The sequence below is a fragment of the Paraburkholderia ginsengiterrae genome, from assembly GCF_001645125.1.
In the GTDB taxonomy this organism is placed as follows: Bacteria; Pseudomonadota; Gammaproteobacteria; order Burkholderiales; family Burkholderiaceae; genus Paraburkholderia; species Paraburkholderia ginsengiterrae.
Genome location: NZ_LXKA01000076.1, coordinates 128,550 through 151,271, shown reverse-complemented (window position 1 = coordinate 151,271; position 22,722 = coordinate 128,550). Strand labels below are relative to the sequence as shown.

The window sequence follows — 22,722 nt, the reverse complement described above, 5'->3', positions numbered from 1 at the left end:
CGCTGACGCGGCGCGCCGCAGCAAGTCATGGCTAGCGCACCACCACCGCGCCGAAGTTCTGCCGCCCAAACGGGCTCACGCTGTACCCGCTAACATTCTTCTGCGTGATCGCGGCCGCGGTCGGGTAGCCAAGCGGAATCCACAGCGCCTGATCGTGAATGATCTGCTGCGCCTGCTCATACGCTTTCGCGCGCTTCGCCTGATCCGGCGTGGCCTTGCCGTCCGCGATCAGCTTGTCCAGATCCTGATCGCAGAAACGTGCGAAGTTGATCCCGGACTTCACGGCATTGCAGCTGAAAAGCGGTGACAGATAGTTGTCCGGATCGCCGTTGTCACCCGCCCAGCCCATGAATAGCGAGTCGTGCTGGCCCTGTTTGGCCTGCTTGATCAGCTCGCCCCATTCGATCACCTTCACCTCGGCCTTCACACCGATCTTCGCGAAGTCGGCTTGCAGCAGTTCGGCGCCCGCCTTCGGATTCGGATTCAGCACGCTGCCGTTCGGACGCACCCAGATCGTGGTTTCAAAGCCGTCCGGATAGCCCGCGTCGGAGAGCAGCTTCTTCGCCTTGGCCGGATCGTACGGCCACGCCTTCACGCCTTTGTCGTAGCTCCACGTGTTCGGCGGATACGGGTTCACGGCCGGCGTTGCCGTGTTGTCGAACACGGTCTTCAGATAGGTGGTGCGATCGAACGCCATGTTCAGCGCGGCGCGCACCTTCTGGTTGTCGAGCGGCTTCTTCTGCGTGTTCAGCGCAACGAACGCCGTCATGAAGGCGGGTGTTTGCACGATGGCGAGCGACTTGTCGGTCTTCGCGTCTGCCAGGTCCTGCGGTTTCGGCGAGAGCGCGATCTGGCATTCACCCGCTTTCACCTTTTGCGCGCGCACCGTGGCGTCCGGCGTGATCGCGTAGATCAGACGGTCGATCTTCGGCTTCGGGCCCCAGTAGCTCGGGTTTACGTCATAGCGGATCACCGCGTCTTTCGTATAGCTCTTCAGTTCGAACGGACCGGTGCCGACCGGCTTCGAATTCAGGTCGGCCTGCTTGCCGGCTTTGAGCAACTGGTCGGCGTATTCGGCCGAATAGATCGAGGCGAAACCCATGGTCAGGATCGACACGAACGTCGCGTCCGGCGCGTTCAGTTCGAACTTGACGGTGTTGTCGTCGACCTTGCTGATCGACTTGATGAGCTTGGGCAAGCCCATCGACTGCGCATGCGGGAAGCCGCTCGCACCCGCGACCTTGTGCCACGGATTGCTGTCGTTGAGCATGCGGTCGAACGTGAAGACGACGTCGTCGGCGTTCAGCGGCCGGGTGGGCTTGAAGTAGTCGGTGGTCTGGAACTGCACGTTCGGGCGCAGATGGAACGTGTAGGTGAGGCCGTCGGCGCTCACGTCCCACTTGTCGGCCAGCGCGGGCACGACTTTCTTCGCGGCTTCGTCGTATGAGACCAGCGAATTGAAGATCACGTCGGCCGACGCGTTGGTCGTGACGAGCGAATTGAACTGCACGACATCGAAGCCGTCGGGGCTCGACTCGGTACAGACGGTCAGCGGTTTGGCGAGCACGAGCGCGGGCGCCGTGAACAGTACGGCGGCTGCGAGCAGTTTGAAGCGCATAGGATCTCCGATAACGAGCGCAGTCAGGCAGTGCGTCTGGTTGTGTGGTTCTATTCCGTTGACGAGGGACGGGCGGCCGGTGTCCGGCGTGGCCGTCGTCTTTATTGTGATACGTTTCCGGCGCTGGCGCATGGGTTCGGTGATTCAGCCTGCACGCGTGTCGGCCTTCGCGAAAGCTTATCGAAGGGTGGTTGCGGCGACAACAACATAATCCGCATATTGATATGGACGCGGTCGCAGACGCGGCTGCCGGCGCGGCCAACGGCCGGGCGGCCGGGTGTTCGCGCTCAGGCCGCGGCGGCTTGCCGCTGCAGGTAGCCGATGCCTTCTATCGCGCGCACGCCGTACCACGACACCATTTCCCCATCGATCAACTCGATGCGTTTGCCGGCAAGGCGCGGATCCCGTTTCAGCGCGATGCAATGGGCCTCGGTAAAGCGATACGGCTCGCTGGAGAGCAGGATGCGATCCACCGCATCAAGCCACGGCGCGTGGTCGAAGTCGAACGACGGGTAACGCGCGGCACCGGCCGCACCGCCTTGCACGTCGGGCAGCGTGTGCCAGTTTACGAGCCGCAGCATCGCGGCGATGTACGTGTCGCGCGCCACGGTCATCCAGGGTTCGCGCCAGATCAGATACAGCACGTTCTGCGCGGCGAACTCATGCGCCGCGGCTTCGCGCAGGCGGCCTTCGAGCGCCTCAGCAAGCCGCCGCGCTTCCTGAGCGCGGTCGAAGATCGCGCCCAGCAGCGCGTAGAGCGCCAGGTTGTCCTGTGGTGTCTGCGGATGCGTCACGACGATATGCGGCACGAACGCGCGCAATTGCTCGACGGTCTCGCGTTCGTTTTCGTCGATGTTGACGATCAGATGGGTGGGGCGCAGCGCCCGAATGGCGTCGAGCTTGATTGCCTTGGTGCCGCCGACTTTGGGCACCTGGCGCACCTTGTCACGTGGATGCACGCAAAAGCCGGTGCGCCCGACGATCTGGCGGTCGAGGCCAAGCGCGAACAGCAGCTCGGTGATGCTCGGCACCAGCGAGACGATGCGGGCCCCGGTGCCGGCCATCTCGTGCGCGACGCCGGCTGCATCGACCGCACGGGGCTGCATGATTTATTCGACGACGGCGCGCGGCTTGCGCGGCGCGCGTTCGAAGGCGCGGTCGTAGAGCCAGCGCGGCAGCACGTGCAACAGCATGGCCACCACACGCATTTGCCAGGGGAACACCGCGAACGACGTCTGACGCTCGACCGCATCCGCCACCTTGACCGCGAAGCGGTCGGCATCCATCAGGAACGGCATGGTGTACGGGTTGTGCTCGGTCATCGGCGTGCGGATATAGCCGGGCGCGACGGTGACCACGCCGACGCCGTGCGGCCGCATCTCAACGCGCAACGCTTCCAGATATTTGAGGGCCGCCGATTTCGACGCGCTGTACGCGCCGGAGCCCGGCAAGCCGCGCACACCGGCGACGCTGGCAATGCCTACCAGCGTGCCGCGTTTCGCGGCCATCATCGCGGCCGCGAACGGTTCGAAGGTCGCGACCATGCCGAAGTAATTGATATCCATCACTTCGCGGAAAGCGCGCAGATCGCCCTGACCGGTGACCGCTCCCCGGCTGATGCCGGCATTGGCGATCACCACGTCCGGCAAGCCGTGCTGCGCGACGAACTGGGCAGCCGCCTCCGCGAGCGCTTCGCAGTCGCGAACGTCGACGGAATAGATGGAGACGGTATTTTGCGGGTGGGACTGCTGGAAGGCGGCGAGGGCGTCGCCACGGCGGGCGACCAGGCCGAGAATCGCGCCGCGCCGCGCATATTCGGCGGCGAGCGCGAGGCCGATACCGCTGGAAGCGCCGGTGATGAAGACCTTCAGGGGAGAACTCATTCCGGCGCCTCGGCGTTACATCTTCTTGGCGCGGATCTGGGCGACCAGATAGTCCAGCACCTGGATCGTGCCCGGCAGGCTGTTGGTCGCAGCCGGACCGGTTTCATACTTGCCCTGCACGGCCAGCGTCGGCACGCCGTCGATCTTGTAGCCTTCGAGCAGCTTCTTGTCTTTCTGCAGCGCGCTTTGCGTGGAGAACGAGTTGTACGCGTCCATGTACTTCTTCGGATCGACGCCGTTCTTGGCGAGGAACTTGGCCTGATCTTCCGGCGTCAGCAGATAGTTCTTGTTGACGTGGATTTCGTTGAAGACCTTCGGCGTGAGCTGCGTGGCGAGACCGAGTGCGTCGAGCGCGTGGTACATCCTGGAGTGCGGAATGAAGTCGTCGCGGAAGGCGACCGGCACGCGCTTGAACACCACGTCCGGAGCTTGCTTCTTCACCCATGCTTCGAGGAACGGGTTGAATTCGTTGCAGTGCGGGCAGCCGTACCAGAAGAATTCAGTGACTTCGATCTTGCCGGCGGGAACATCAGTGGGCTGCGGCGTGGACAGCACCGTGAAGTCCTTGCCCGATACCGGCGCGGCCGGCGATGCGTGCGCCGTGGCGGCAACCAGGCCCAGCGAAAGGAACAGAATGCTCAGCAGTTTTTTCATGTCGTGTTGACTCAAGTAGGCGTAAGGCGGTGGCGCCACGCAAATGCCCGCCACTGTCTTCAGATTCGGCGCTGGACGTTTTCCATCGTCCGTCGTGCTTGTGACACGCGCCGCACGCCGATAGTTCGGCGGCGGCGCGTCCCGGCAAATCGCCGTATGGTTATTGTTTGCTTATTGCTTCGTGAAGCGGATCACAGCGGTATCCACGCCCGCGTCGGACAGACGCTGACGGCTCGAATTCATGTCCTCGAACTTCGAGAACGGCCCGATACGCACACGGTAATACGTCACGCCGCCGGCATCGCGCTGCGTAACCTTCGATTCGAAGCCCTGGAAGGCGAGACGCGCGCGCTGCTGTTCGGCGTCCGCCGAGGTCTTGTAGGCGCCCACTTGCAGGAAGTAGCCCGTGTTCGCATCACCCGCCGTCGGCGCCGCGCCCGAGCTGGGCTTGGTGTTGGCAGCCGTGGTGGACGAGGTGCTCTTCGGCGGCACATTTGCCACGGTGGCGGCCGGTGCGCTGGAGGCCTGCGGCTTCTTCACCGGTGCGGCAGCCGTGTTGTCGCCGTTGTCCTGCGCGGGCTTCGGCGCAACCGCCGTGCCGTTCGCGCCGCCGTTGTTGCCGTTGGCGGGCGGGACTTCGACGATCTGCGGTTCTTCCAGCATGCCCGACTGGGTCTGCGCATTGGTCTGGCCCGGCGCGGTGTTCGGCGGCGCCGGCTGCGCGGCCTGCGGCACCGGCTGACCAGGCGTCTTGCCTTGCAGCGGACGATTCGGGTCGTACTGCTGCTGGCTCGCGCCGGTATCGGACGCCGCGGGCGGCGCCACCTTCGCGACGAACGGCGTAGGCGCACGGGTGATATACAGCGCCACCACTACCGCGATCGCAAGGCCGACGATCAGGCCCAGCACGATACCGAGAAAAGTACCCCCGGTTTGTTTCGATTGCTTCGTTGTGCGGCGTGGTTTTGCCATCGTATGAATCACCTGCAAAAAGAATCCTGGAACGGCCGCCGATTATAGCGACGGCCGCGTGCATGTTACGCCGGAGGACTTACATCTTGACGGGAGCGGAGACGCCGATCGTCGCCAGACCGTTGGCCAGCACCTGACGCGTGGCCGCAAGAAGCGCGACGCGTGCATTGCGCTCGGCGGCATCGTCGACCAGCACGCGTTCGGCTTTGTCATTGTAGAACGAGTGGAATTCCCCGGCGAGGTCGCGCAGATAGAACGCGACCGCGTGCGGCGCGAGTTCGTCGGCGGCGTGCTGCAGCATGTCCGGGAACTCGGCGAGCTTGTTCAGCAGCGCCATGGCGCGCTCGCTCGTGAGCGGGGTCACGTCCACGGCCGCCAGCGTGCTTTCGTCCGTGTTGTAGCGCGCCTTGCACTCGGCGATGACCGAGCAGATCCGCGCGTGCGCATATTGCACGTAGTGCACCGGGTTTTCGTCGTTTTGTTTCAACGCGAGGTCGATGTCGAACACGAATTCCGTGTCGGCCTTGCGCGAAATCAGGAAGAAGCGCACCGCGTCGCGGCCGCGGCGAATCGTCTCTTCGTCGATCAGATCGACGGCGGCTTCCGAGCCCGGCGTCGCGCCGCCCGACCATTCGATCAGGTCGCGCACGGTCACGTAGCTGCCGGCGCGCTTGGAGATCTTCACTTCTTCGCCGTTGCGCATGACCGTGACCATCTTGTGCAGGATGTAGTCGGGATAGCCCTTCGGAATGCCGACGCCGAGACCCTGCAGGCCGGCGCGCACCCGCGCGATCGTGCCGTGGTGGTCCGAACCCTGAATATTGATGACCTTGGTGAAGCCGCGCTCCCACTTGGCGACGTGATAGGCGACGTCCGGCACGAAATACGTGTAAGTGCCGTCGGTCTTGCGCATCACGCGGTCTTTGTCGTCGCCGTCGTCGGTGGTGCGCAGCCACAGCGCGCCTTCCTGTTCGTAGGTCTTGCCGGCGGCGATCAGCGCCTCGACGGTCTTCTCGACCCGGCCTTCCGTGTACAGCGACGACTCCAGGTAGTATTGGTCGAACTTCACGCCGAACGCCTGCAGGTCCATGTCCTGCTCGCGGCGCAGGTACGCCACGGCAAAGCGGCGGATCGCATCGAGGTCTTCGACGTCGCGCGCGCCGGTGACCGGCTCGCCGTCGCTCGCGGCCACGGTGGCGCCCTCCAGATAGTCTTTGGCGATCTCGGCGATGTACTCGCCGTTGTACGCCGAGGCCGGCCAGCCTTCGTCGCCGGGGGCGAGGCCGCGTGCGCGCGCCTGGGTGGACAGCGCGAGCGTGCCGATCTGCACGCCGGCGTCGTTGTAATAGAACTCGCGATGCACGTCCCAGCCCTGGCTGGCCAGCACGTTCGAAAGCGCGTCGCCGAGCGCGGCCTGGCGGCCGTGGCCGACGTGCAGCGGGCCGGTCGGGTTGGCCGAGACGAATTCGATCAGCACGTGCTTGCCGGCGTCGCGTTGCGAGCGGCCAAATGCCGCCTGCTCCGCGAACACGGCGGCGATCACCGCCTGTTTGGCGGCCGCCGTGAGGCGCAGGTTGATGAAGCCGGGGCCAGCCACTTCAGCGGCTTCGACGAGCCCCTTGGCTTGTGGCTGCGCGAGCAGCGCGTCGACGATCTGTTGCGCAAGCTGGCGCGGGTTGGCGCGCAGCGGCTTGGCGAGTTGCATCGCCACGTTGCACGCGACGTCGCCGTGCGCCGCGACCTTGGGGCGCTCCAGCGTAATGGTGGGCGACACGAATGCGGCTTCGGTCGCGCCTTGCGAGGCAAGCGCAACCTGCTTCACCGTGTCGGCGAGCAGTGTTTCGAGGGTATGTTTATGTGCGGGCAGCATGCTTGTTGCGAGTCCAGTGAGGCAATCCGGTGAGGCGGAATAGGTGCGGCCCGGGCGACAGGCCCCGGCGGCAGGCGGGTTGCGGTCAACCGGCCGGGCCGCGCTGCCTGGCGTGCCGCTGCGCGCGGCGCATGGCGGTACGCTTTTCCGTTCAGACGGATTTTAGCAGGTGCTAATATGTTCAATGAGATGCCCAGCAAGGGCCGTGGCCGCCGCGCCTGACTGGCGAGCCAACGTAACGCGCGTAGGTGTCTGCCGTCAGGCCGGCTCGCGCGTCAATCCAACATAACGAAAAGGGAACAGTCATGCTGATTACTTTCAAATGCCGCGCCAGCCCGGACGTGATGATGCTAGAAAATCTCGCGCAATATCTGGTCGGCATCGTCGGCAAGCGCCTGGGTGAACGCGGCGTCATTACTCACGACGAACTGGGTGAAGCGATCACCAAACTCGAAACGGCCATTCACGTCGACAAGCAGGAGCGCGCCGAGCACGACGGCCATTTCCACGAAGGCGAAGAGGGCCACGAGCATCACGAGATTCCGCCGGGACTCGCGCAGCGCGCGTATCCGTTCCTCGACATGCTGCGCGCGGCGCAGAAGGAAAACGCGGATATCGTCTGGGGCCTCTGATCCCCCGCGGGTGTGCCGGCTGCGGCGGCTCATGCAGCCGCGGCGCCAACCCTGACGCACCAATGAAAAGAGCCCGCTCGACGCGGGCTCTTTGTCATTGCGCGGCCTGAACCGACCGGTCCGGCCATGCGGCTTACTGGCTGGCGGCGTCCGCCGGGGCGGCCATGGGAGCCGACGCACCCTTCTTGACTTTTGCCTTCTTCGGCTTCTTGACGTGTTTCTCCGTGGGCGGCGAGTACGAACTGACCGAACTGGAAGCGGCGGGTGCGGCGGGTTGAGCCAGCGCCACCGAGGCGCCTGCGGCGAGTGAAACAGCGGTCAATAACAGCGTCAGCTTCTTCATACTATTTTCTCCGTTGACGATTGCAATCAATAAGCCGACGCGTTTTGGCCGCGTCTGGCGAGGTAAACCCGCTTCAGTCTACAAAGACGAAAATTACACTGCCGCAAATCTTCAGCTTTTCACGCCGGATATAGTGCGTTCCCCGCCCCGCAGGGCTTACAGCAGAGGGGCGAGGGCTCGCTCGGCATCCGTTTTCGACAGCGACATGCGTTGTGCGTAGTCTTCCAGCTGGTCCTGGCCGATCTTGCCCACCGAGAAATAGGTGCTGTCCGGGTGCGCCAGATAGAAGCCCGAGACGCTTGCCGCCGGCAGCATGGCCAGCGATTCGGTCACGCTCATGCCGATTTCGGTGGCTTGCAGCACGTCGAACATGTCGCGCTTCACCAGGTGGTCCGGGCAGGCCGGGTAGCCGGGCGCCGGGCGGATGCCATGATATTTTTCGGCGATCAGCTCGTCGTTGGAGAGGTTTTCGGCGTTCGCATAACCCCACAGGTCGCGCCGCACGCGCGCATGCATCGCTTCGGCGAAGGCTTCCGCGAGGCGGTCGGCGAGCGCCTTCAGCATGATCGCGCTGTAGTCGTCGAGATCCTTTTCGAACTGCTTTTCCTTCACGTCGACACCGAGGCCCGCCGTGACCGCGAACATGCCGATGTAGTCGGCCACGCCCGAATCCTTCGGCGCGATGAAGTCGGCGAGCGAGCGGTTCGGCCGCATGACGCCGTCCACCACCGGGCGCACGCTTTGCTGGCGCAGGTTGCGCCAGGTCAGCGCGATTTCCGTGCGCGATTCGTCCGTATAGATTTCGATGTCGTCGTCGTTCACCGTGTTGGCCGGCAGGAGCGAGATCACGCCGTTCGCCTGCAGCCAGCGGCCCTGGATCAGGCGCGCGAGCATCGACTTGCCGTCCGAGAACACGCGCCGCGCCGATTCGCCGACAATCTCGTCGTTCAGAATCGCCGGGTACGGACCGGCCAGGTCCCACGTCTGGAAGAACGGGCCCCAGTCGATATAGTTCGCCAGATCGGTCAGGTCGAAGTTCCTGAACTCGCGGCGGCCGATGAACTTCGGCTTAACCGGCTGGTAGCTCGCCCAGTCGACTTTGGTCTTGTTCGCGCGGGCTTCGGCGAGCGTGACCATGGGCTGCGCCTTCTTGTTGGCGTGCTGATCGCGGATGCGGTCGTAGTCGGCCTTGAGTTCGTCGAGGTACTTCGCCGCGCCTTCGTCGGACAGCAGGCTCGACGCCACGGACACCGAGCGCGACGCGTCCGGCACATACACCACCGGTCCTTCGTAGTGCGGCGCGATCTTGACCGCCGTGTGCACGCGCGAGGTCGTCGCGCCGCCGATCAGCAGCGGAATCTTCTTGATGCGGAAGTGGTCGTCGCGTTGCATTTCCGAGGCAACGTAGGCCATCTCCTCGAGGCTCGGCGTAATCAGCCCGGAGAGCCCGATGATGTCCGCGCCTTCGACCTTCGCCTTGGCGAGAATCTCGTTGCACGGGACCATCACGCCCATGTTGACCACTTCGAAGTTATTGCACTGAAGCACCACCGAGACGATGTTCTTGCCGATGTCGTGCACGTCGCCCTTGACCGTGGCGATGACGATCTTGCCCTTCGCGCGCACGTCGCCACCGGCGGCGGCCAGCTGCTTCTTTTCTTCTTCGATGAACGGAATCAGATGCGCGACCGCCTGCTTCATCACGCGTGCCGACTTCACCACCTGCGGCAGGAACATCTTGCCCTGGCCGAACAGGTCGCCCACGACGTTCATGCCGTCCATCAGCGGGCCTTCGATCACGTTGATCGGGCGGCCGCCTGCCGCCGCGATCTTCGCGCGCACTTCTTCCGTATCTTCGACGATGAAGTTGGTGATGCCGTGCACGAGCGCATGCGACAGACGCTTCTCGACCGGCTGGTTGCGCCACTCGAGGTTCTCTTCCTTCTTGGCCGCGCCGGTCTTGAACTTGTCGGCGATTTCGAGCAGCCGGTCGGTGCCGTCTTCACGGCGGTTCAACACGACGTCTTCCACGCGCTCGCGCAACTCCGGGTCGAGCTCGGCGTACACGCCGAGCTGGCCCGCGTTGACGATGCCCATGTCCATGCCCGCCTGGATCGCGTGATAGAGGAACACGGTGTGAATCGCCTCGCGCACCGGGTCGTTGCCGCGGAACGAGAACGAGACGTTCGACACGCCGCCGCTCACCTTCGCATACGGCAGGTTCTCCTTGATCCAGCGCGTGGCGTTGATGAAGTCGACGGCGTAGTTGTTGTGCTCCTCGATACCCGTGGCGATCGCGAAGATGTTCGGATCGAAGATGATGTCTTCCGGCGCAAAGCCGACTTCGTTCACGAGGAAGTCATACGAGCGTTTGCAGATCTGCGTCTTGCGCTCGAACGTGTCGGCCTGGCCTTGTTCGTCGAACGCCATCACCACCGCGGCCGCGCCGTAGCGGCGAATCAGATTCGCGTGGTGGCGGAACGCGTCTTCGCCTTCCTTCAGCGAGATCGAGTTGACGATCGCCTTGCCTTGCACGCACTTCAGGCCCGCTTCGATCACTTCCCATTTCGACGAGTCGATCATGATCGGCACGCGCGCGATGTCCGGCTCCGATGCGATCAGATTCATGAAGCGGACCATGGCCGCTTTCGAATCGAGCATCGCCTCGTCCATGTTGACGTCGATAACCTGGGCGCCGTTTTCGACCTGCTGGCGCGCTACCGCAATCGCTTCGTCGAACTGGTCGTTCAGAATCATTCGCGCGAACGCCTTCGAGCCGGTGACGTTAGTGCGTTCACCGACGTTGATGAAAAGCGTGCCGGACGTGACGTTGAACGGCTCGAGGCCGGAAAGTCGCATGGTGTGATCGGTCATGGCGTAGGTGCGATGGCTTGCGTGTTAGGTGCGTCGGGTTCGGTAGCGGGTGAGGGCGGCGGCCGGTGTTCGGGCCGCCTGGCTCAGGCCGCGTCGCGGTATTGCGTCGGCCATTGGCGCGGCTTCACTTCCGCCAGCGCCTTGGCAATCGCCGCAATGTGCTCCGGCGTCGTGCCGCAGCAGCCGCCGGCGATATTCACGAGGCCGGCCTGCGCGAATTCCTTCAGCAGGCCTGAAGTATCGGCGGGCAGTTCGTCGAAACCCGTGTCGCTCATCGGGTTCGGCAAACCGGCGTTCGGATAGCACGACACGTAGGTGTCGCAGAGCTTGGCCAACTCAGCAATATACGGGCGCATCAGGGCCGCGCCCAACGCGCAGTTCAGCCCGAACGTGAGCGGCTTCGCGTGGCGCAGCGAGTTCCAGAAGGCTTCGACCGTCTGACCCGACAGGATGCGGCCCGAGGCGTCGGTGACGGTGCCGGAGATCATGATCGGCAGGCGCTCGCCGGTGTCTTCGAACAATTCGTCGAGAGCGAACAGCGCGGCTTTGGCGTTCAGCGTGTCGAAGATCGTTTCGACGAGGAACAGATCGGCGCCGCCGTCGAGCAAGGCTTTGGCCTGCTCGTAGTAGGCCGTGCGCAGTTCGTCGAAGGTGACGTTGCGCGCGCCCGGATCGTTCACATCAGGAGAAATGCTCGCCGTCTTCGGCGTCGGTCCAATCGCGCCGGCGACGAAGCGCGGCTTGTCGGGCGTGGAGTACTTGTCGCACGCGGCGCGCGCCAGTTTCGCCGACTCGAGATTCATCTCGACAGCCAGCGCTTCCATGCCATAGTCCGCCTGGGCGACCGTGGTCGCGCCGAACGTGTTCGTTTCGATGATATCGGCGCCCGCCGCCAGATATTGCTCGTGAATCTCGCTGATGATCTGCGGCTGCGTGATCGACAGCAGCTCGTTATTGCCCTTGATGTCGCGACCGTAGTCCTTGAAGCGCTCGCCGCGGTAGCGGGCTTCGTCGAGCTTGTAGCGCTGGATCATCGTGCCCATCGCGCCGTCGAGTATCAGGATGCGCGACTTGAGCAGCGCGGGCAGCGCCGTGCCGCGCGTGTAGGCGGTGTCGGTGCGGACTGGCGTGGCGGTTTGAGCGGGCTGGGTCATGGCGGACGAGGGCTTGCGCCGGCTTTTTCGGGAAACCTGTCATTGTAGCCGCTGCCGGGCGGATCCGCCTGGAGCGGGCGAGGCGGCCACCCGGGTTACCGGAGGCGCGACGTAAAAGCACGTGAACAGCCAAGTGTTAAAAGAAAACGGCCCGGCGAGGCAAAAGCCTGCTGGGCCGTTTCACAATTGCCGACCGGCTTGTAAAAGCCGCCGGGTTCCCCACCTGCTGGGCCGGACGGCGCGGTCGATGTATGTCGCCAAAAACGTTAAATCGAACCCTGTGCTGACCTGCGGTTAGTGAAGAATCACCGGTTGATGCATCAGGCTGTCGAACTGGCCGAGGAATTCGTCGACTTCATCCAGTGACGGCTCCTCTTCGATCAGCTTTTGCACATGCTCGCGAAAACGCGCTGCCATTGCGCCGTCGATGTAGATCTCGCGCTGCAGGTTCTTGTCGACGATCTCATAGCCGCCTGACTTCATGGCCAGCGGGCCTTCCTGCGGCGGAAATTCAACGACGCAATAGTTGGGGCTGTTGTAGATCATTTGCATGGCGACACTCCTTATTTCCGTTGGCTCCTGGCCATTCCTGCGCCATACGTGGAGCTTATGGTGTGGAATTCAAGGGGTGGGTCCGGATTGACGCTCGCAAAAATTTCCGAACCTACCGGTTAGACCGGCCTTTCAAGAAACGTTTCAAGCAGTGCAGCAAAACGGTGAGGTTGCTCGATGGGCGCGAGATGTGCGGCATCAAGCAGTTCGAACTGTGCGCCTTCAATGGCGTCGGCTATTGCCTGCGTAGCAGCAGGCGGTGTGCCCGTGTCGTGGCGTCCCGCCACGGTCAATGTTGGGCAGCGGATGGTTCCCAGCTTACCGCGTGCGTCGAAATCGCGCAGCGCTTCGCACGCCATGGCGTAGCCTTCTGGCAACGTGTGGGTCAGCACGTCGACGATCTGTTCGACAGCTTCAGGGTGCGCGGTCTGAAACTCGGCTGTTAGCCAGCGGCTCAATGTAGCGGGCACGAGCGATGCCATGCCGTCCTTGCGGGCTGCCGCGGCGCGTTGATCCCAGATGGCGCGGGCTTCCGGCAGCGTGCCGCCGCTTGTGTCACATAGCGTTAATGTGTTCACGCGCGCGGGATGATCCATTGCGAATTGTTGCGCGATCATGCCGCCCATCGACATGCCGACCAGATGGCTGCTGGATGCGCCGAGCGTATCGAGCAGCGTGGCGAGGTCGTGTGACAGATTGGCGACACCGAACGATGCGCCCGATGCCGCGGTCCTGCCGTGGCCGCGCAGGTCATAGCGCAATACGGTGTAGCGATCGCGGAAATAGCCGGCGAGCTGGTCCCAGACGGACAGGTCGCCACCGAGCTGATGAATGAACGTCAACCATGGGCCGCCGCCCTCATTGCTCAGCACATAGCGCGTCTCGATGCCGTTGATGTTCACTTGCATGCGGGCTCCTTGAAGGGCAACGCAGTGGAAGGGACCATTCGCGCGCTGGGTTCCGCCCTGACCGTGCGGCGGATCCATAGACGTAGCATACGCGCGAACGGCAGTTTCAGTGTGTGCGAGTCCACATGGTCGCGGAAAGTTCGCAATCTGCTCGAGGCCTGGCTCGAGTGCGAGGCGTTCAGGGCTTGATGATGTCGGGCGTCGTGGCGGAATTGGCCGAATCTGCGGGGGGTAGGGGCGCGGTTTCGGGCGTTGCCGCCGATGTGGCGGATGGAGATGGGCTCGCCGAATGGTCAGGGGAAACCGTGCTCGCACCGCTGTCGGCGGTGTTGCCGGATGAGCCGTCGGTGGCGTCGGCATTGAGTTTGCCGCGCCACACCAGTTCGAATTGTGTCCCGTTCGGTTCCGTCTGAACGATCCGCGCGGGCAGCCAACCGAGCGACGGCGCAAGCCATACGTCGATACGGCGCATGTCGCCGTCATGCCGGGGCAAGCGCTTGAAATGGCGCGTTTCGAGGAAGCCCTGGGCCGTGCGGATAGTCTCGTCGCCGATGGTCTCGATCGGCCAGTTTTCCCCGCTGTCGTTATCCACCACGAAAAACTGACGCGTCACGCCAGGTTTGTAGGTGGCCGGGTCGCCGCGCACGAGGCTCGCGAGCTGCATCACCACGCTGAAACGGTCCTGAGCGCCGTCGCTTAGCGGCAGCGTGGCCGGGGTGCGCGTAAAGGCGATCTGCTTGTCGGCACGATTGAAGATCGCGATGTCTTCCGCCCGGCGGCCGCGCTTTTCGATGTATTGGTCCGGCGCGAGGCCAAACGCGTCGATGCGGCCATGGCTCGAATACACGAATGTACCGACGAAAGGCAGCGGCACGGACACGACCATTTCGTAGTTTTGTGCGCTGCTGGTCCAATGAATCGTGCCGGGCTGGTTGCGCACGCCGTTGTAGAACGTGTCGTATTGCAGCTCGCCGGAGGGCGGAACGGAAAACTTGACGCCAGGCGCGGCTTGCGGCGCGCTCGCGGCGCCGGGGGCGCTGGCCGTGCCTGCGGTACTCGCGGCGGCATGGGAATTCGCGTTGGGCGTTGCCGCAGCCGGCGCGCTTGCTGCGGTGTCCGATGCGGCAGGTGTTGCCGCCGCTTGCGGCGCTGCGTGTTGCGCCGGCTGTATCGACGTCAACACGTGTTCGCGTGGCTTGCTTGCCGCAGGCCGATGTGTGGGCGCGGGTGCAGCCGCCGAAGGTGCGGTGGCCGGGTTGCCTTCGGGGTTGCGTTCGACACGCTCGGGCGTCAGCAATGCGACCTGCACGGGCACGTGCGCGTTGTCCGACGGATTCAACGAGGCGCGATTGCGCTCGACCCATTGGAACGCGATCCAGTGCAGAACGGCCACCACCAGCAACACCGCGACCCAGCGCCACGCGCGCGCGCCACCGCGCGGCCCGTTGGGCGGCAGGCGGTCGGAGCGGCGTGTGGCGAGGGCTGAAGTCATAGGCGAATGAACGGGTATGGACAGGGCGCGTCAGGACAGGTTCAACATGTCACTCGCGCTCGTCGCGCGGCGTCGCACTATATCCCAGCTCATACGAGAGCTTTTGCGCGCACTCGCGCATTGCCGTATCGATCTCGCCGCCCCAGCGAATGTCAAATGCGCCTTCATGACCGAGCGCGATGAGGCCAAGGGCGAGTTCACCGGTCGAGTCGAACACCGGCATGCAGAACGCGTGAATGGTCGGCAGCAACATGCCTTCCACGCGCGCGGCCTGGTGTTGCCGCACTTGTGCGAGAACCTGCTCGACCTCCTCGCGCGTGCGCGGGCCGCTCATGTGCGACGAGCGGCGTGAATCGGCCAGTTCGCGTTCGAGCATGGCGGCAGTCTTGCTCGACGGCAGATACGCAGCAAACAGCAGGCCGGTGGCGGAGCTGAGCAGCGGCATCACGTCGCCGAGTTTCAGCGAGGCTTTTGCAGGGTGGCTCGACTCCATCCAGTGCACCATGGTCGGTCCTTGATTGCCCCATACCGCGATGCCCACCGTGAGATCGAGCCGGTCGCGCAGCTCGGAGAGCGCGATGCGCGCGAGCTTGACGCCGTCGACACGGGCAAGCCGCGCGAGTCCCAGTTGCAGTGCGAATCCGCCCAGCTCGTAGCGGCCTGAGAGCGGGTCTTGCGACACCACGCCGAGGCGCAGAAAACTCACCAGATAGCGGTGCGCCTTCGCCGGGCTCATGCCCGCGCGCTGCGCGAGATCGCGCAACATCATCGCGCGTGGCTCGTGGGTCAGCACGTCGAGCAATCTGAACCCCACTTCGATGGACTGGATGCCCGAGCGCAGTTTCTCCTCACCGGTTTCAGCGCTGTCGTCGTCGGTTTCGGGTGTCTCGATCGGTTCAGTGGCGTCGGTGTCGGTACGGATTGCGCCGGTGCGGACAGTTGGAGGCATGAGCGAGGCGCGGGGGCGCATTCAAAGGTGATGGAGGACAAAGACGATGGCGGGCGCTTGGGCCACGCCGATTCACCATCGTAGAATAGATTCCTTCTATCGTCACTAACACGGTTCACTCCCCTATGAAACTTGCCACGCTGAAGGACGGCACGCGCGACGGCCAGCTGATCGTCGTGTCCCGCGACCTGCACACCGCGGCCGTCGCCGACGCGATCGCCCCCACGTTGCAGCGCGTGCTGGACGACTGGGCCTTCTACGCGCCGCAACTGCACGACCTGTACGACGCGCTCAATCAGGGCCGCGCGCGCAACGCTTTCCCGTTCGACGCGAAGGACTGCATGGCGCCGCTGCCGCGCGCGTTCCAGTGGGCCGACGGCTCGTCGTACGTGAACCACGTCGAGCTGGTGCGGCGCGCGCGTGGCGCGGAGATGCCGCCGGAGTTCTGGACCGATCCGCTGATGTACCAGGGCGGCAGCGACGATTTCATCGGCCCGAAAGACGATGTGACGTGCGCGTCCGAAGCATTCGGCATCGACTTCGAAGCGGAAGTCGCGGTGATCACCACCGACGTGCCGATGGGCGCCACGCCCGAGCAGGCGCTCCGGAGCGTGCGTCTGATCACGCTCGTCAACGACGTGTCGTTGCGCAATCTGATTCCCGCCGAACTCGCGAAGGGCTTCGGTTTTTTCCAGAGCAAGCCGGCCACGTCGTTCGCGCCGGTCGCGGTGACACCCGACGAGCTGGGTGAGCACTGGCGCGAGGGCCGCGTGCACCGGCCGATGATCGTCCACTGGAACGGCAAGAAAGTCGGCCAGCCTGACGCCGGCACCGACATGGTGTTTCACTTCGGCCAGCTGATCGCACACGCGGCGAAGACGCGCAACTTGCGCGCGGGCGCGATCGTGGGCTCGGGCACGGTGTCGAACAAGGATGCGAAGCGCGGCTATTGCTGTATTGCCGAGAAGCGCTGCCTCGAAACTATCGAGCACGGTGCGCCCCAGACCGAATTCATGAAATATGGCGATACCGTGAAGATCGAAATGTTCGACGAAGCGGGCAAGTCGATTTTCGGCGCGATCGACCAGAGTATCGCGCCGCTGGAGTGACGCACCGCTTTTGTGCGGCACGTGGCACGCGGCACGTGGCGCGCCTGCCGCGTCCGCGCGAGTCTTGCCGGATCCGAAAGGGTTTCGCCCGATGCCGCTGCGGGTGAGCGCGGCTACACTGACTGGCGCGGCGGCATGGCCCGGGGGTGGCCGGCTGAGGAATGGCCGGCAGAGGGCCGCGAGGTAGCGCGTGAAAGACAGATGAGCAGCACTCTCGAGCAGTAGATCGGCAGTACATCAAAACGAAAAACCGACGTGAGGAGACAGCATGCCGCTAACCACACTCTTTGAAGCTGGAACACCCCGTGTTCGCGAATCGAGCGAGCGGTTGGCGCCGTCGCGCGACGGACTTGCACGCCGCGCGGCCGCCTTATGCGCGGCGCTGGCCGGCGCGTTGCCCGGCATGGCGCTGGCCCAGGTCAAGATCGGCCTCGTGTTGTCGCTGACCGGGCCGGCCGCCTCGCTCGGCATTCCGGCACGCGACACGGTCTCGCTGCTGCCCAAACAGATCGGCGGCCAGGCCGTCGAATACATCGTGCTCGACGACGCGTCCGACACCACGCAAGCCGTGCAGAACACCAAGAAGCTGGTCTCCGAGAATCACGTCGATGCGATCATCGGCTCCTCGATCACGCCCAATTCGCTGGCGATGATCGACGTGGTGGCCGAAGGTGAAACGCCGATGATCTCGCTGGCGTCGTCCGCGAAAATCATCGAGCCCGTGGATGCGAAACGCCATTGGGTCTTCAAGACGCCGCAGACCGACGCGATGATGGCGTCGGCGATCGCCGAGCACGCCAGCGCGCACGGTGTCAAAACCATCGCGTTCATCGGTCAGGCCGACGCACTCGGCGAGACGTTCTACACTGAAGTGGCGAAGTTCGCGCAACTGCATCACATCGAGATGGTGGCAAGCGAGCGCTTCAATCGCACCGATCCGAGCGTGACCGGCCAGGTGCTGAAAATGCTCGCGACGCATCCCGACGCGGTGGTGGTCGGCGCGGCCGGCACGCCCGCCGCGTTGCCGCCGAAGACACTCAGGGAGCGCGGCTACAAAGGCTTGATCTATCACAACCATGGCGTCGGCAATAATGACTTCCTGCGCGTATGCGGCGCCGATTGCAACGGCACGTTCTTGCCCGCGAGTCCGGTGCTGGTCGCCGCGCAGTTGCCGGCCGACCATCCGGCCAAGCGTCTCGCGCTCGATTACATTGGGCGCTTCGAAGCGCTGCGCGGAACGGGCAGCGTCTCGGCGTTCGGCTCTTATACGTGGGATGCGGGCATGTTGCTCGGCAGTGCCGTGCCGGTCGCGCTGAAAGCGGCCGCGCCAGGTACGCCGGAGTTTCGCCACGCGCTGCGCGACGCGCTCGAAGCAACGCGAGGTCTCGCGGACACCAACGGCGTGGTCAACATGAGCACCAGCGACCACCTCGGCCTCGATCAGCGGGCGCGCGTGATGGTCGAAATCATGAACGCCAAGTGGGTTTATCAGCCGCGCTAACTGAGGGGCGCACGCGCCGCTCGACGAACGCGGTCCGGTTCAACAGACACACCGATAGACGGATTGCTCATCATGTCCCAGGCATCACACGCTAACGACGCGTTTTATGCGCACTACCAGTCGCTTCAGTTGCGGCGCCATCCGCATGGCGTGCTCGAAGTCATCATGAGCGGCGAGGGCGCGAACCGCAGTGGGCTCGCCACTGCCAATGCGCGCATGCACTTCGAACTCGCGGAGATCTGGCGTGATATCGACCGCGATCCCGAGACCCGCGTCGCGATCATTCGCGGCGAAGGGAAGGGCTTCTCGGCCGGCGGCGATCTGCAACTCGTCGAAGACATGGCAACCGATTTCGACGTGCGCGCGCGGGTGTGGCGCGAGGCGCGCGATCTCGTCTACAACGTGATCAATTGCAGCAAGCCGATCGTCTCGGCCATGCATGGTCCGGCGGTGGGCGCGGGACTCGTGGCAGGCCTGCTGGCCGATATCTCGATCGCGGCGAAAACGGCGCGCATTATCGACGGTCATACGCGTCTGGGTGTCGCAGCGGGCGATCACGCGGCAATCGTCTGGCCGCTCCTGTGCGGCATGGCGAAGGCCAAGTATTACCTGATGCTGTGCGAGCCGGTGAGCGGCGAAGAGGCGGAACGTATCGGCCTCGTCTCGCTTGCCGTCGACGAATCCGATCTGCTGCCCAAGGCAGTCGAGGTGGCGCAGAAGCTGGCCAACGGCTCGCAAACAGCGATCCGCTGGACCAAATATGCGTTGAACAATTGGCTGCGCTCGGCGGGGCCCGCGTTCGATACGTCGCTCGCGCTGGAATTCATGGGCTTTGCCGGCCCGGACGTGCGCGAGGGCGTGAACTCGCTGCGCGAGCGGCGTGCGCCGGATTTTGGCGGTGCCGATCCGTGGCGCGCTCAGTCCGGCAATGGCAATGACGCCGCGCACGGCGAGAGCGCCTGAGCCCGCCTGGCGCACGGTATGATCGAACCCGGCGCGCGGACAGCGCCCCCTTTCTCCCCTTATGCAGCGAGGCGACCAGCATGACCGATACTCCTGACTCCACGCCGCCGTTTCCCGGTTTTCCGGGTTTTCCGCCCGCTGAAATGCTCGAACGCATGTGGGGCATGATGCGGCTGTCGCCGTTCGGCTCGGCTTTTGCCGGCGGGCAGCCCTCCGGCGGCCTCGGGCCCTCGCTGTCGATGATGTCCGACATGATGGCGCCGCTCACCAACGTCGAGGAGCTCGACAAGCGCATCACCGACATGCGCGCGGTCGAGCAATGGCTCAAGCTGAATCTGAGCATGCTGCAATCGGCGATCCAGGCGCTCGAAGTGCAGCGCGCCACGCTTGCGACACTGCGTGCGTTCGGCGCGTTTGCGCAGTCGTCGATGGCGCAGCCGGCGGCGTCCGCCGAGGCCGCGGCCCCCGCGCCGGCGGCGAGCTGGCCGCAAACGGGCGCTGCGGCCGCAGCCAGTGCCGCCGCACCGGCCGCCGAGCCCTCAGGCGACGAAGAGGCTCCCGCCGCACCGTCGTTCGACGCGTCCGCCTGGTGGAATCTGCTGCAATCCCAGTTCAATCAGATCGCCCAGTTCGCGACGGCGCAGTCGGCGGCTGTGGCGGATGCAGTAGGCGGCGCGGCAGCGAATTCCGCGTCAGGCGCGGCATCGGCATCCGCGGAGAGCCGGGGCGAAGGGGCGAATGAGCCACAGGCGCCGGCCCAGCAAGGCGAACCCGCGGCCAGGCGGCCGGCCGCGAAGCGGGCGCCGGCAGCGACGAAGCGCCCAGCCAGTACGGGCGCCGCGCCGAAAGCAGCGAAAAAGCCGGTTTAAAGGCCGGAGCAAGGCGGGAGCAAGGGGCGGTGGCGTGGCCGGGCGTCGAGGGTGCAGGCATGCAGGGGGATTTGCCGCCTGTCATGGTTTTGTCCCCGATCGTCCGCCACACTCCGCGAAGCGTGCGTTTTTCTTGACGGAAGTCAGGCGCGCACGGGAGTCGCGCCCGTTGCGGCGCCGGTTTCGTCAGGTCAGCGTGCTATCATTGTGTAAGCTTTATCGGGCTTTGGGGCATGCGCTGAAAACAACCAATCCAGCCGCCCTTGCTTCATTCGCCGCCGGTAGCGCCGGCGCAGGGCTGGACGGTGCGGTTTCCACTGCAAACTGGCTCGACCTCAGGCACAGGGCATTCCTCACCCACGGTTGGCAGCGCATCGCGTTGCGTGAAGTTAAGCGCGCATGTGCAAACGTCCGGACTTCTTTGCCGTCAGATGCGTCTAGGCGGCCGATTACCGCGTAAAATTGAATGTTGGCCGACAGGCGGCGCGCAGAGGGTGCGATCGGTTTGTCGTGAGAAAAAGCGCTACACGTAGTAGTGGCAGACACACACAGTATGTGCAGAACAGGGGTGGGACTATGAACACCATGCTTTATCCGGAACTTTATAAATCGCTCGAATCCGTTCGATGGGACATGGAGAAAGACATTCCCTGGGACAAGTTCGATGCATCGCTCTTGACCGACGAGCAGGCTGAGACGATCAAGATGAACGCGATCACCGAATGGTCGGCGCTGCCGGCCACGGAAATGTTCTTGCGTGACAACCATCACGACAGCGATTTTTCCGCGTTCATGAGCGTGTGGTTCTTCGAGGAACAGAAGCATTCGCTGGTGCTGATGGAATATCTGCGCCGCTTCAAGCCGGAGCTGTGCCCGACGGAAGAGGAACTGCACGCCGTGCGCTTCGAGTTCGATCCGGCGCCGCCGCTCGAAACCCTGATGCTGCACTTCTGCGGCGAAATCCGCCTGAATCACTGGTATCGCCGTGCAGCCGAATGGCACACCGAGCCGGTCATCAAGCACATCTACGAAACCATCTCGCGCGACGAAGCGCGTCATGGCGGCGCGTATCTGCGCTACATGAAGAAAGCCATGGCGCAAACCGGCGACATCGCGCGCGCTGCGTTCGCGAAGATCGGTGTGCTGATGGCATCGGCGCGCCGCACCGAAAAGCCGCTGCACCCCACCAACCTGCACGTGAATCAGGCGCTGTTCCCGCGCGACACGATTCAGTCGCGTCTGCCGGACCCGGAATGGCTCGAGCGCTGGCTCGACGAGCAGATCCGTTTCGACGACGGCTGGGAAAAGAAGGTGGTCGAGCGCATTCTGCACAACCTGTCCATTCTGTTCGAGCGCACCTTCAACACGGCGCAGGAGCTGAATCGCTACCGCAAGGAAGTGGTGGCGCGTCTCCAGGTCGATCAGAATTCGGCTGAACAGCCTGCTTGAGGGTGTTGAGCAGGAAAGCCAGATTCGCGGTGCGCAGTTTGAGGCGCCGCGAACCGGTTTGACGCTTTTAGAAACGGCCCGGCACGCGTGAGCTTGCCGGGCCGTTTTGCTTCACGCCGTCCACCGTGTATCGTGACGGCACTTTCTGGTTTCTTTCCGACTTTCTCATGGCTGCCATTTTTGAACGCAAGATTCTGCCGCGCGATGCGCTGGCGACATTGCGTCCTTCGCTGAGTGCACCGGTCGTGTTCACCAACGGCGTGTTCGATATCCTGCATCGCGGGCACGTCACCTATCTCGCGGATGCCAAGGCGCTGGGCGCATGCTTGATTGTCGGGGTGAACAGCGACGCTTCGGTGCGCATGCTCGGCAAGGGCGACGACCGCCCCATCAATAACGAAGCCGACCGGATGGCGTTGCTGGCGGCGCTGGAGAGCGTCGACTACGTGGTGTGCTTTGGCGAGAAGACGCCCGTCGAGCTGATTTCGGCGCTGCGGCCGGACGTGCTGGTCAAGGGCGGCGACTACGACATGGACGCCTTGCCCGAGTCGGCCATCGTGCGCGGTTGGGGCGGGAAGGCGCTAGCGATTCCGTTCGAGCACGATCGCTCGACTACCGCGCTTCTGAAGAAAGTCCGTACGCAGGGCTAATGACGCCGGCCTCGTCCGCGCACGCTTTTACTGCGGCAATACAGATGCCGCGATCGGCGCCGCCGGCGCCGGACCACCTACCACCGGCTGATCGGCGGCATCGGATGACGCGACCGGCTGCACCTTCAGCCACTCCGGATGAATCTGGCGAATCAGGTGGTTCGGCTCGCGTCCACCGGCTGTGGGCGTCGGGCCGAATACGCCGCGCATGACGACAAACGCCAGCATGTTGGCAAGAAACAGAATGGCGATCAGCCAGCGCAGCATGGTCGATTTTCCC

The 22,722-nt window shown here is 64.1% G+C and carries 20 protein-coding genes and 1 pseudogene; 7 read left to right on the top strand and 14 right to left on the bottom strand.

Features of this window, described 5'->3' with window-relative positions; translation table 11 throughout:
* Positions 1–31 precede the first annotated feature (31 nt).
* The 6 genes from A6V37_RS06020 to argS form a co-directional block, all read right to left on the bottom strand.
* Positions 32–1,618, bottom strand: coding sequence for an ABC transporter substrate-binding protein (locus A6V37_RS06020; RefSeq protein WP_064266752.1), 1,587 nt, complete (start codon positions 1,616–1,618; stop codon positions 32–34).
* A gap of 287 nt (positions 1,619–1,905) precedes the next feature.
* Complete coding sequence (locus A6V37_RS06015; RefSeq protein WP_064266751.1) at positions 1,906–2,724, bottom strand: helical backbone metal receptor; 819 nt, start codon at positions 2,722–2,724, stop codon at positions 1,906–1,908.
* Between the two features lie 3 nt (positions 2,725–2,727).
* Entirely contained in the window at positions 2,728–3,501 is a 774-nt protein-coding gene (locus A6V37_RS06010) for an SDR family oxidoreductase (RefSeq protein WP_064266750.1), read from the bottom strand.
* Between the two features lie 15 nt (positions 3,502–3,516).
* The gene (locus A6V37_RS06005) at positions 3,517–4,155 is read right to left on the bottom strand and encodes a thiol:disulfide interchange protein DsbA/DsbL (RefSeq protein WP_064266749.1); all 639 of its coding nucleotides are present in this window, start codon (positions 4,153–4,155) and stop codon (positions 3,517–3,519) included.
* Positions 4,156–4,326: 171 nt separating this feature from the next.
* Positions 4,327–5,145 (bottom strand): SPOR domain-containing protein, encoded by an 819-nt coding sequence (locus A6V37_RS06000; RefSeq protein WP_064266748.1) that lies wholly within the window; start codon positions 5,143–5,145, stop codon positions 4,327–4,329.
* Between the two features lie 61 nt (positions 5,146–5,206).
* Positions 5,207–6,997, bottom strand: a complete 1,791-nt coding sequence (argS, locus tag A6V37_RS05995; protein WP_064266747.1) for an arginine--tRNA ligase — start codon at positions 6,995–6,997, stop codon at positions 5,207–5,209.
* A gap of 305 nt (positions 6,998–7,302) precedes the next feature.
* Here argS and A6V37_RS05990 point away from each other — a divergent pair, with 305 nt between their 5' ends.
* Entirely contained in the window at positions 7,303–7,629 is a 327-nt protein-coding gene (locus tag A6V37_RS05990) for a DUF1840 domain-containing protein (RefSeq protein ID WP_064266746.1), read from the top strand.
* A gap of 133 nt (positions 7,630–7,762) precedes the next feature.
* Here A6V37_RS05990 and A6V37_RS05985 read toward each other — a convergent pair whose 3' ends face one another.
* The 7 genes and pseudogenes from A6V37_RS05985 to A6V37_RS05955 all read right to left on the bottom strand — a co-directional run bounded on the left by A6V37_RS05985 (position 7,763) and on the right by A6V37_RS05955 (position 15,901).
* A complete protein-coding gene (locus A6V37_RS05985) occupies positions 7,763–7,972 on the bottom strand; it encodes a hypothetical protein (RefSeq protein ID WP_064266745.1) in 210 nt (69 codons plus the stop codon).
* Positions 7,973–8,128: 156 nt separating this feature from the next.
* Positions 8,129–10,849 (bottom strand): annotated as a pseudogene (gene metH / locus A6V37_RS05980) (methionine synthase); the annotation flags it as partial.
* Positions 10,850–10,929: 80 nt separating this feature from the next.
* Positions 10,930–12,000, bottom strand: a complete 1,071-nt coding sequence (locus A6V37_RS05975; RefSeq protein WP_064266744.1) for a homocysteine S-methyltransferase family protein — start codon at positions 11,998–12,000, stop codon at positions 10,930–10,932.
* A gap of 294 nt (positions 12,001–12,294) precedes the next feature.
* Positions 12,295–12,552, bottom strand: a complete 258-nt coding sequence (locus A6V37_RS05970; RefSeq protein WP_064266743.1) for a BTH_I0359 family protein — start codon at positions 12,550–12,552, stop codon at positions 12,295–12,297.
* A gap of 119 nt (positions 12,553–12,671) precedes the next feature.
* On the bottom strand, positions 12,672–13,460 hold the full coding sequence (locus tag A6V37_RS05965) for an alpha/beta fold hydrolase (RefSeq protein WP_064266742.1): 789 nt from the start codon (positions 13,458–13,460) through the stop codon (positions 12,672–12,674).
* Between the two features lie 178 nt (positions 13,461–13,638).
* Positions 13,639–14,952, bottom strand: a complete 1,314-nt coding sequence (locus tag A6V37_RS05960; RefSeq protein WP_064266741.1) for a DUF3108 domain-containing protein — start codon at positions 14,950–14,952, stop codon at positions 13,639–13,641.
* A gap of 49 nt (positions 14,953–15,001) precedes the next feature.
* Positions 15,002–15,901, bottom strand: coding sequence for an IclR family transcriptional regulator (locus tag A6V37_RS05955; RefSeq protein WP_064266740.1), 900 nt, complete (start codon positions 15,899–15,901; stop codon positions 15,002–15,004).
* Between the two features lie 125 nt (positions 15,902–16,026).
* Here A6V37_RS05955 and A6V37_RS05950 point away from each other — a divergent pair, with 125 nt between their 5' ends.
* From A6V37_RS05950 to rfaE2, 6 genes are all read left to right on the top strand, one after another.
* Positions 16,027–17,010 carry a fumarylacetoacetate hydrolase family protein gene (locus tag A6V37_RS05950; RefSeq protein ID WP_064266739.1) on the top strand — a complete coding sequence of 328 codons (984 nt, stop codon included), beginning with the start codon at positions 16,027–16,029 and terminating at the stop codon, positions 17,008–17,010.
* Between the two features lie 268 nt (positions 17,011–17,278).
* On the top strand, positions 17,279–18,511 hold the full coding sequence (locus A6V37_RS05945) for an ABC transporter substrate-binding protein (RefSeq protein WP_064285851.1): 1,233 nt from the start codon (positions 17,279–17,281) through the stop codon (positions 18,509–18,511).
* Positions 18,512–18,583: 72 nt separating this feature from the next.
* Positions 18,584–19,474: an enoyl-CoA hydratase/isomerase family protein gene (locus A6V37_RS05940; protein WP_064266737.1), complete on the top strand. Its 891-nt coding sequence runs from the start codon at positions 18,584–18,586 to the stop codon at positions 19,472–19,474.
* 80 nt (positions 19,475–19,554) lie between these two features.
* Complete coding sequence (locus A6V37_RS05935; RefSeq protein ID WP_064266736.1) at positions 19,555–20,343, top strand: PhaM family polyhydroxyalkanoate granule multifunctional regulatory protein; 789 nt, start codon at positions 19,555–19,557, stop codon at positions 20,341–20,343.
* Between the two features lie 576 nt (positions 20,344–20,919).
* Positions 20,920–21,792, top strand: a complete 873-nt coding sequence (locus A6V37_RS05930) for a ferritin family protein (protein WP_064266735.1) — start codon at positions 20,920–20,922, stop codon at positions 21,790–21,792.
* A gap of 167 nt (positions 21,793–21,959) precedes the next feature.
* Positions 21,960–22,442, top strand: a complete 483-nt coding sequence (gene rfaE2 / locus A6V37_RS05925; RefSeq protein WP_064266734.1) for a D-glycero-beta-D-manno-heptose 1-phosphate adenylyltransferase — start codon at positions 21,960–21,962, stop codon at positions 22,440–22,442.
* A 27-nt stretch (positions 22,443–22,469) separates the two neighbouring features.
* On the opposite strand, the gene A6V37_RS05920 is transcribed toward rfaE2, so the two are convergent.
* Positions 22,470–22,709, bottom strand: coding sequence for a hypothetical protein (locus tag A6V37_RS05920; RefSeq protein WP_064266733.1), 240 nt, complete (start codon positions 22,707–22,709; stop codon positions 22,470–22,472).
* Positions 22,710–22,722: the final 13 nt, after the last annotated feature.

What these genes read in the sequence shown, in the direction of transcription:
- A6V37_RS06020 (WP_064266752.1), bottom strand. Translation starts at nt 1,618, where the DNA reads ATGCGCTTCAAACTGCTCGCAGCCGCCGTACTGTTCACGGCGCCCGCG.
- A6V37_RS06015 (WP_064266751.1), bottom strand. Translation starts at nt 2,724, where the DNA reads ATGCAGCCCCGTGCGGTCGATGCAGCCGGCGTCGCGCACGAGATGGCC.
- A6V37_RS06010 (WP_064266750.1), bottom strand. Translation starts at nt 3,501, where the DNA reads ATGAGTTCTCCCCTGAAGGTCTTCATCACCGGCGCTTCCAGCGGTATC.
- A6V37_RS06005 (WP_064266749.1), bottom strand. Translation starts at nt 4,155, where the DNA reads ATGAAAAAACTGCTGAGCATTCTGTTCCTTTCGCTGGGCCTGGTTGCC.
- argS (WP_064266747.1), bottom strand. Translation starts at nt 6,997, where the DNA reads ATGCTGCCCGCACATAAACATACCCTCGAAACACTGCTCGCCGACACG.
- A6V37_RS05990 (WP_064266746.1), top strand. Translation starts at nt 7,303, where the DNA reads ATGCTGATTACTTTCAAATGCCGCGCCAGCCCGGACGTGATGATGCTA.
- A6V37_RS05985 (WP_064266745.1), bottom strand. Translation starts at nt 7,972, where the DNA reads ATGAAGAAGCTGACGCTGTTATTGACCGCTGTTTCACTCGCCGCAGGC.
- A6V37_RS05975 (WP_064266744.1), bottom strand. Translation starts at nt 12,000, where the DNA reads ATGACCCAGCCCGCTCAAACCGCCACGCCAGTCCGCACCGACACCGCC.
- A6V37_RS05970 (WP_064266743.1), bottom strand. Translation starts at nt 12,552, where the DNA reads ATGCAAATGATCTACAACAGCCCCAACTATTGCGTCGTTGAATTTCCG.
- A6V37_RS05965 (WP_064266742.1), bottom strand. Translation starts at nt 13,460, where the DNA reads ATGCAAGTGAACATCAACGGCATCGAGACGCGCTATGTGCTGAGCAAT.
- A6V37_RS05960 (WP_064266741.1), bottom strand. Translation starts at nt 14,952, where the DNA reads ATGACTTCAGCCCTCGCCACACGCCGCTCCGACCGCCTGCCGCCCAAC.
- A6V37_RS05955 (WP_064266740.1), bottom strand. Translation starts at nt 15,901, where the DNA reads ATGCCTCCAACTGTCCGCACCGGCGCAATCCGTACCGACACCGACGCC.
- A6V37_RS05950 (WP_064266739.1), top strand. Translation starts at nt 16,027, where the DNA reads ATGAAACTTGCCACGCTGAAGGACGGCACGCGCGACGGCCAGCTGATC.
- A6V37_RS05945 (WP_064285851.1), top strand. Translation starts at nt 17,279, where the DNA reads ATGCCGCTAACCACACTCTTTGAAGCTGGAACACCCCGTGTTCGCGAA.
- A6V37_RS05940 (WP_064266737.1), top strand. Translation starts at nt 18,584, where the DNA reads ATGTCCCAGGCATCACACGCTAACGACGCGTTTTATGCGCACTACCAG.
- A6V37_RS05935 (WP_064266736.1), top strand. Translation starts at nt 19,555, where the DNA reads ATGACCGATACTCCTGACTCCACGCCGCCGTTTCCCGGTTTTCCGGGT.
- A6V37_RS05930 (WP_064266735.1), top strand. Translation starts at nt 20,920, where the DNA reads ATGAACACCATGCTTTATCCGGAACTTTATAAATCGCTCGAATCCGTT.
- rfaE2 (WP_064266734.1), top strand. Translation starts at nt 21,960, where the DNA reads ATGGCTGCCATTTTTGAACGCAAGATTCTGCCGCGCGATGCGCTGGCG.
- A6V37_RS05920 (WP_064266733.1), bottom strand. Translation starts at nt 22,709, where the DNA reads ATGCTGCGCTGGCTGATCGCCATTCTGTTTCTTGCCAACATGCTGGCG.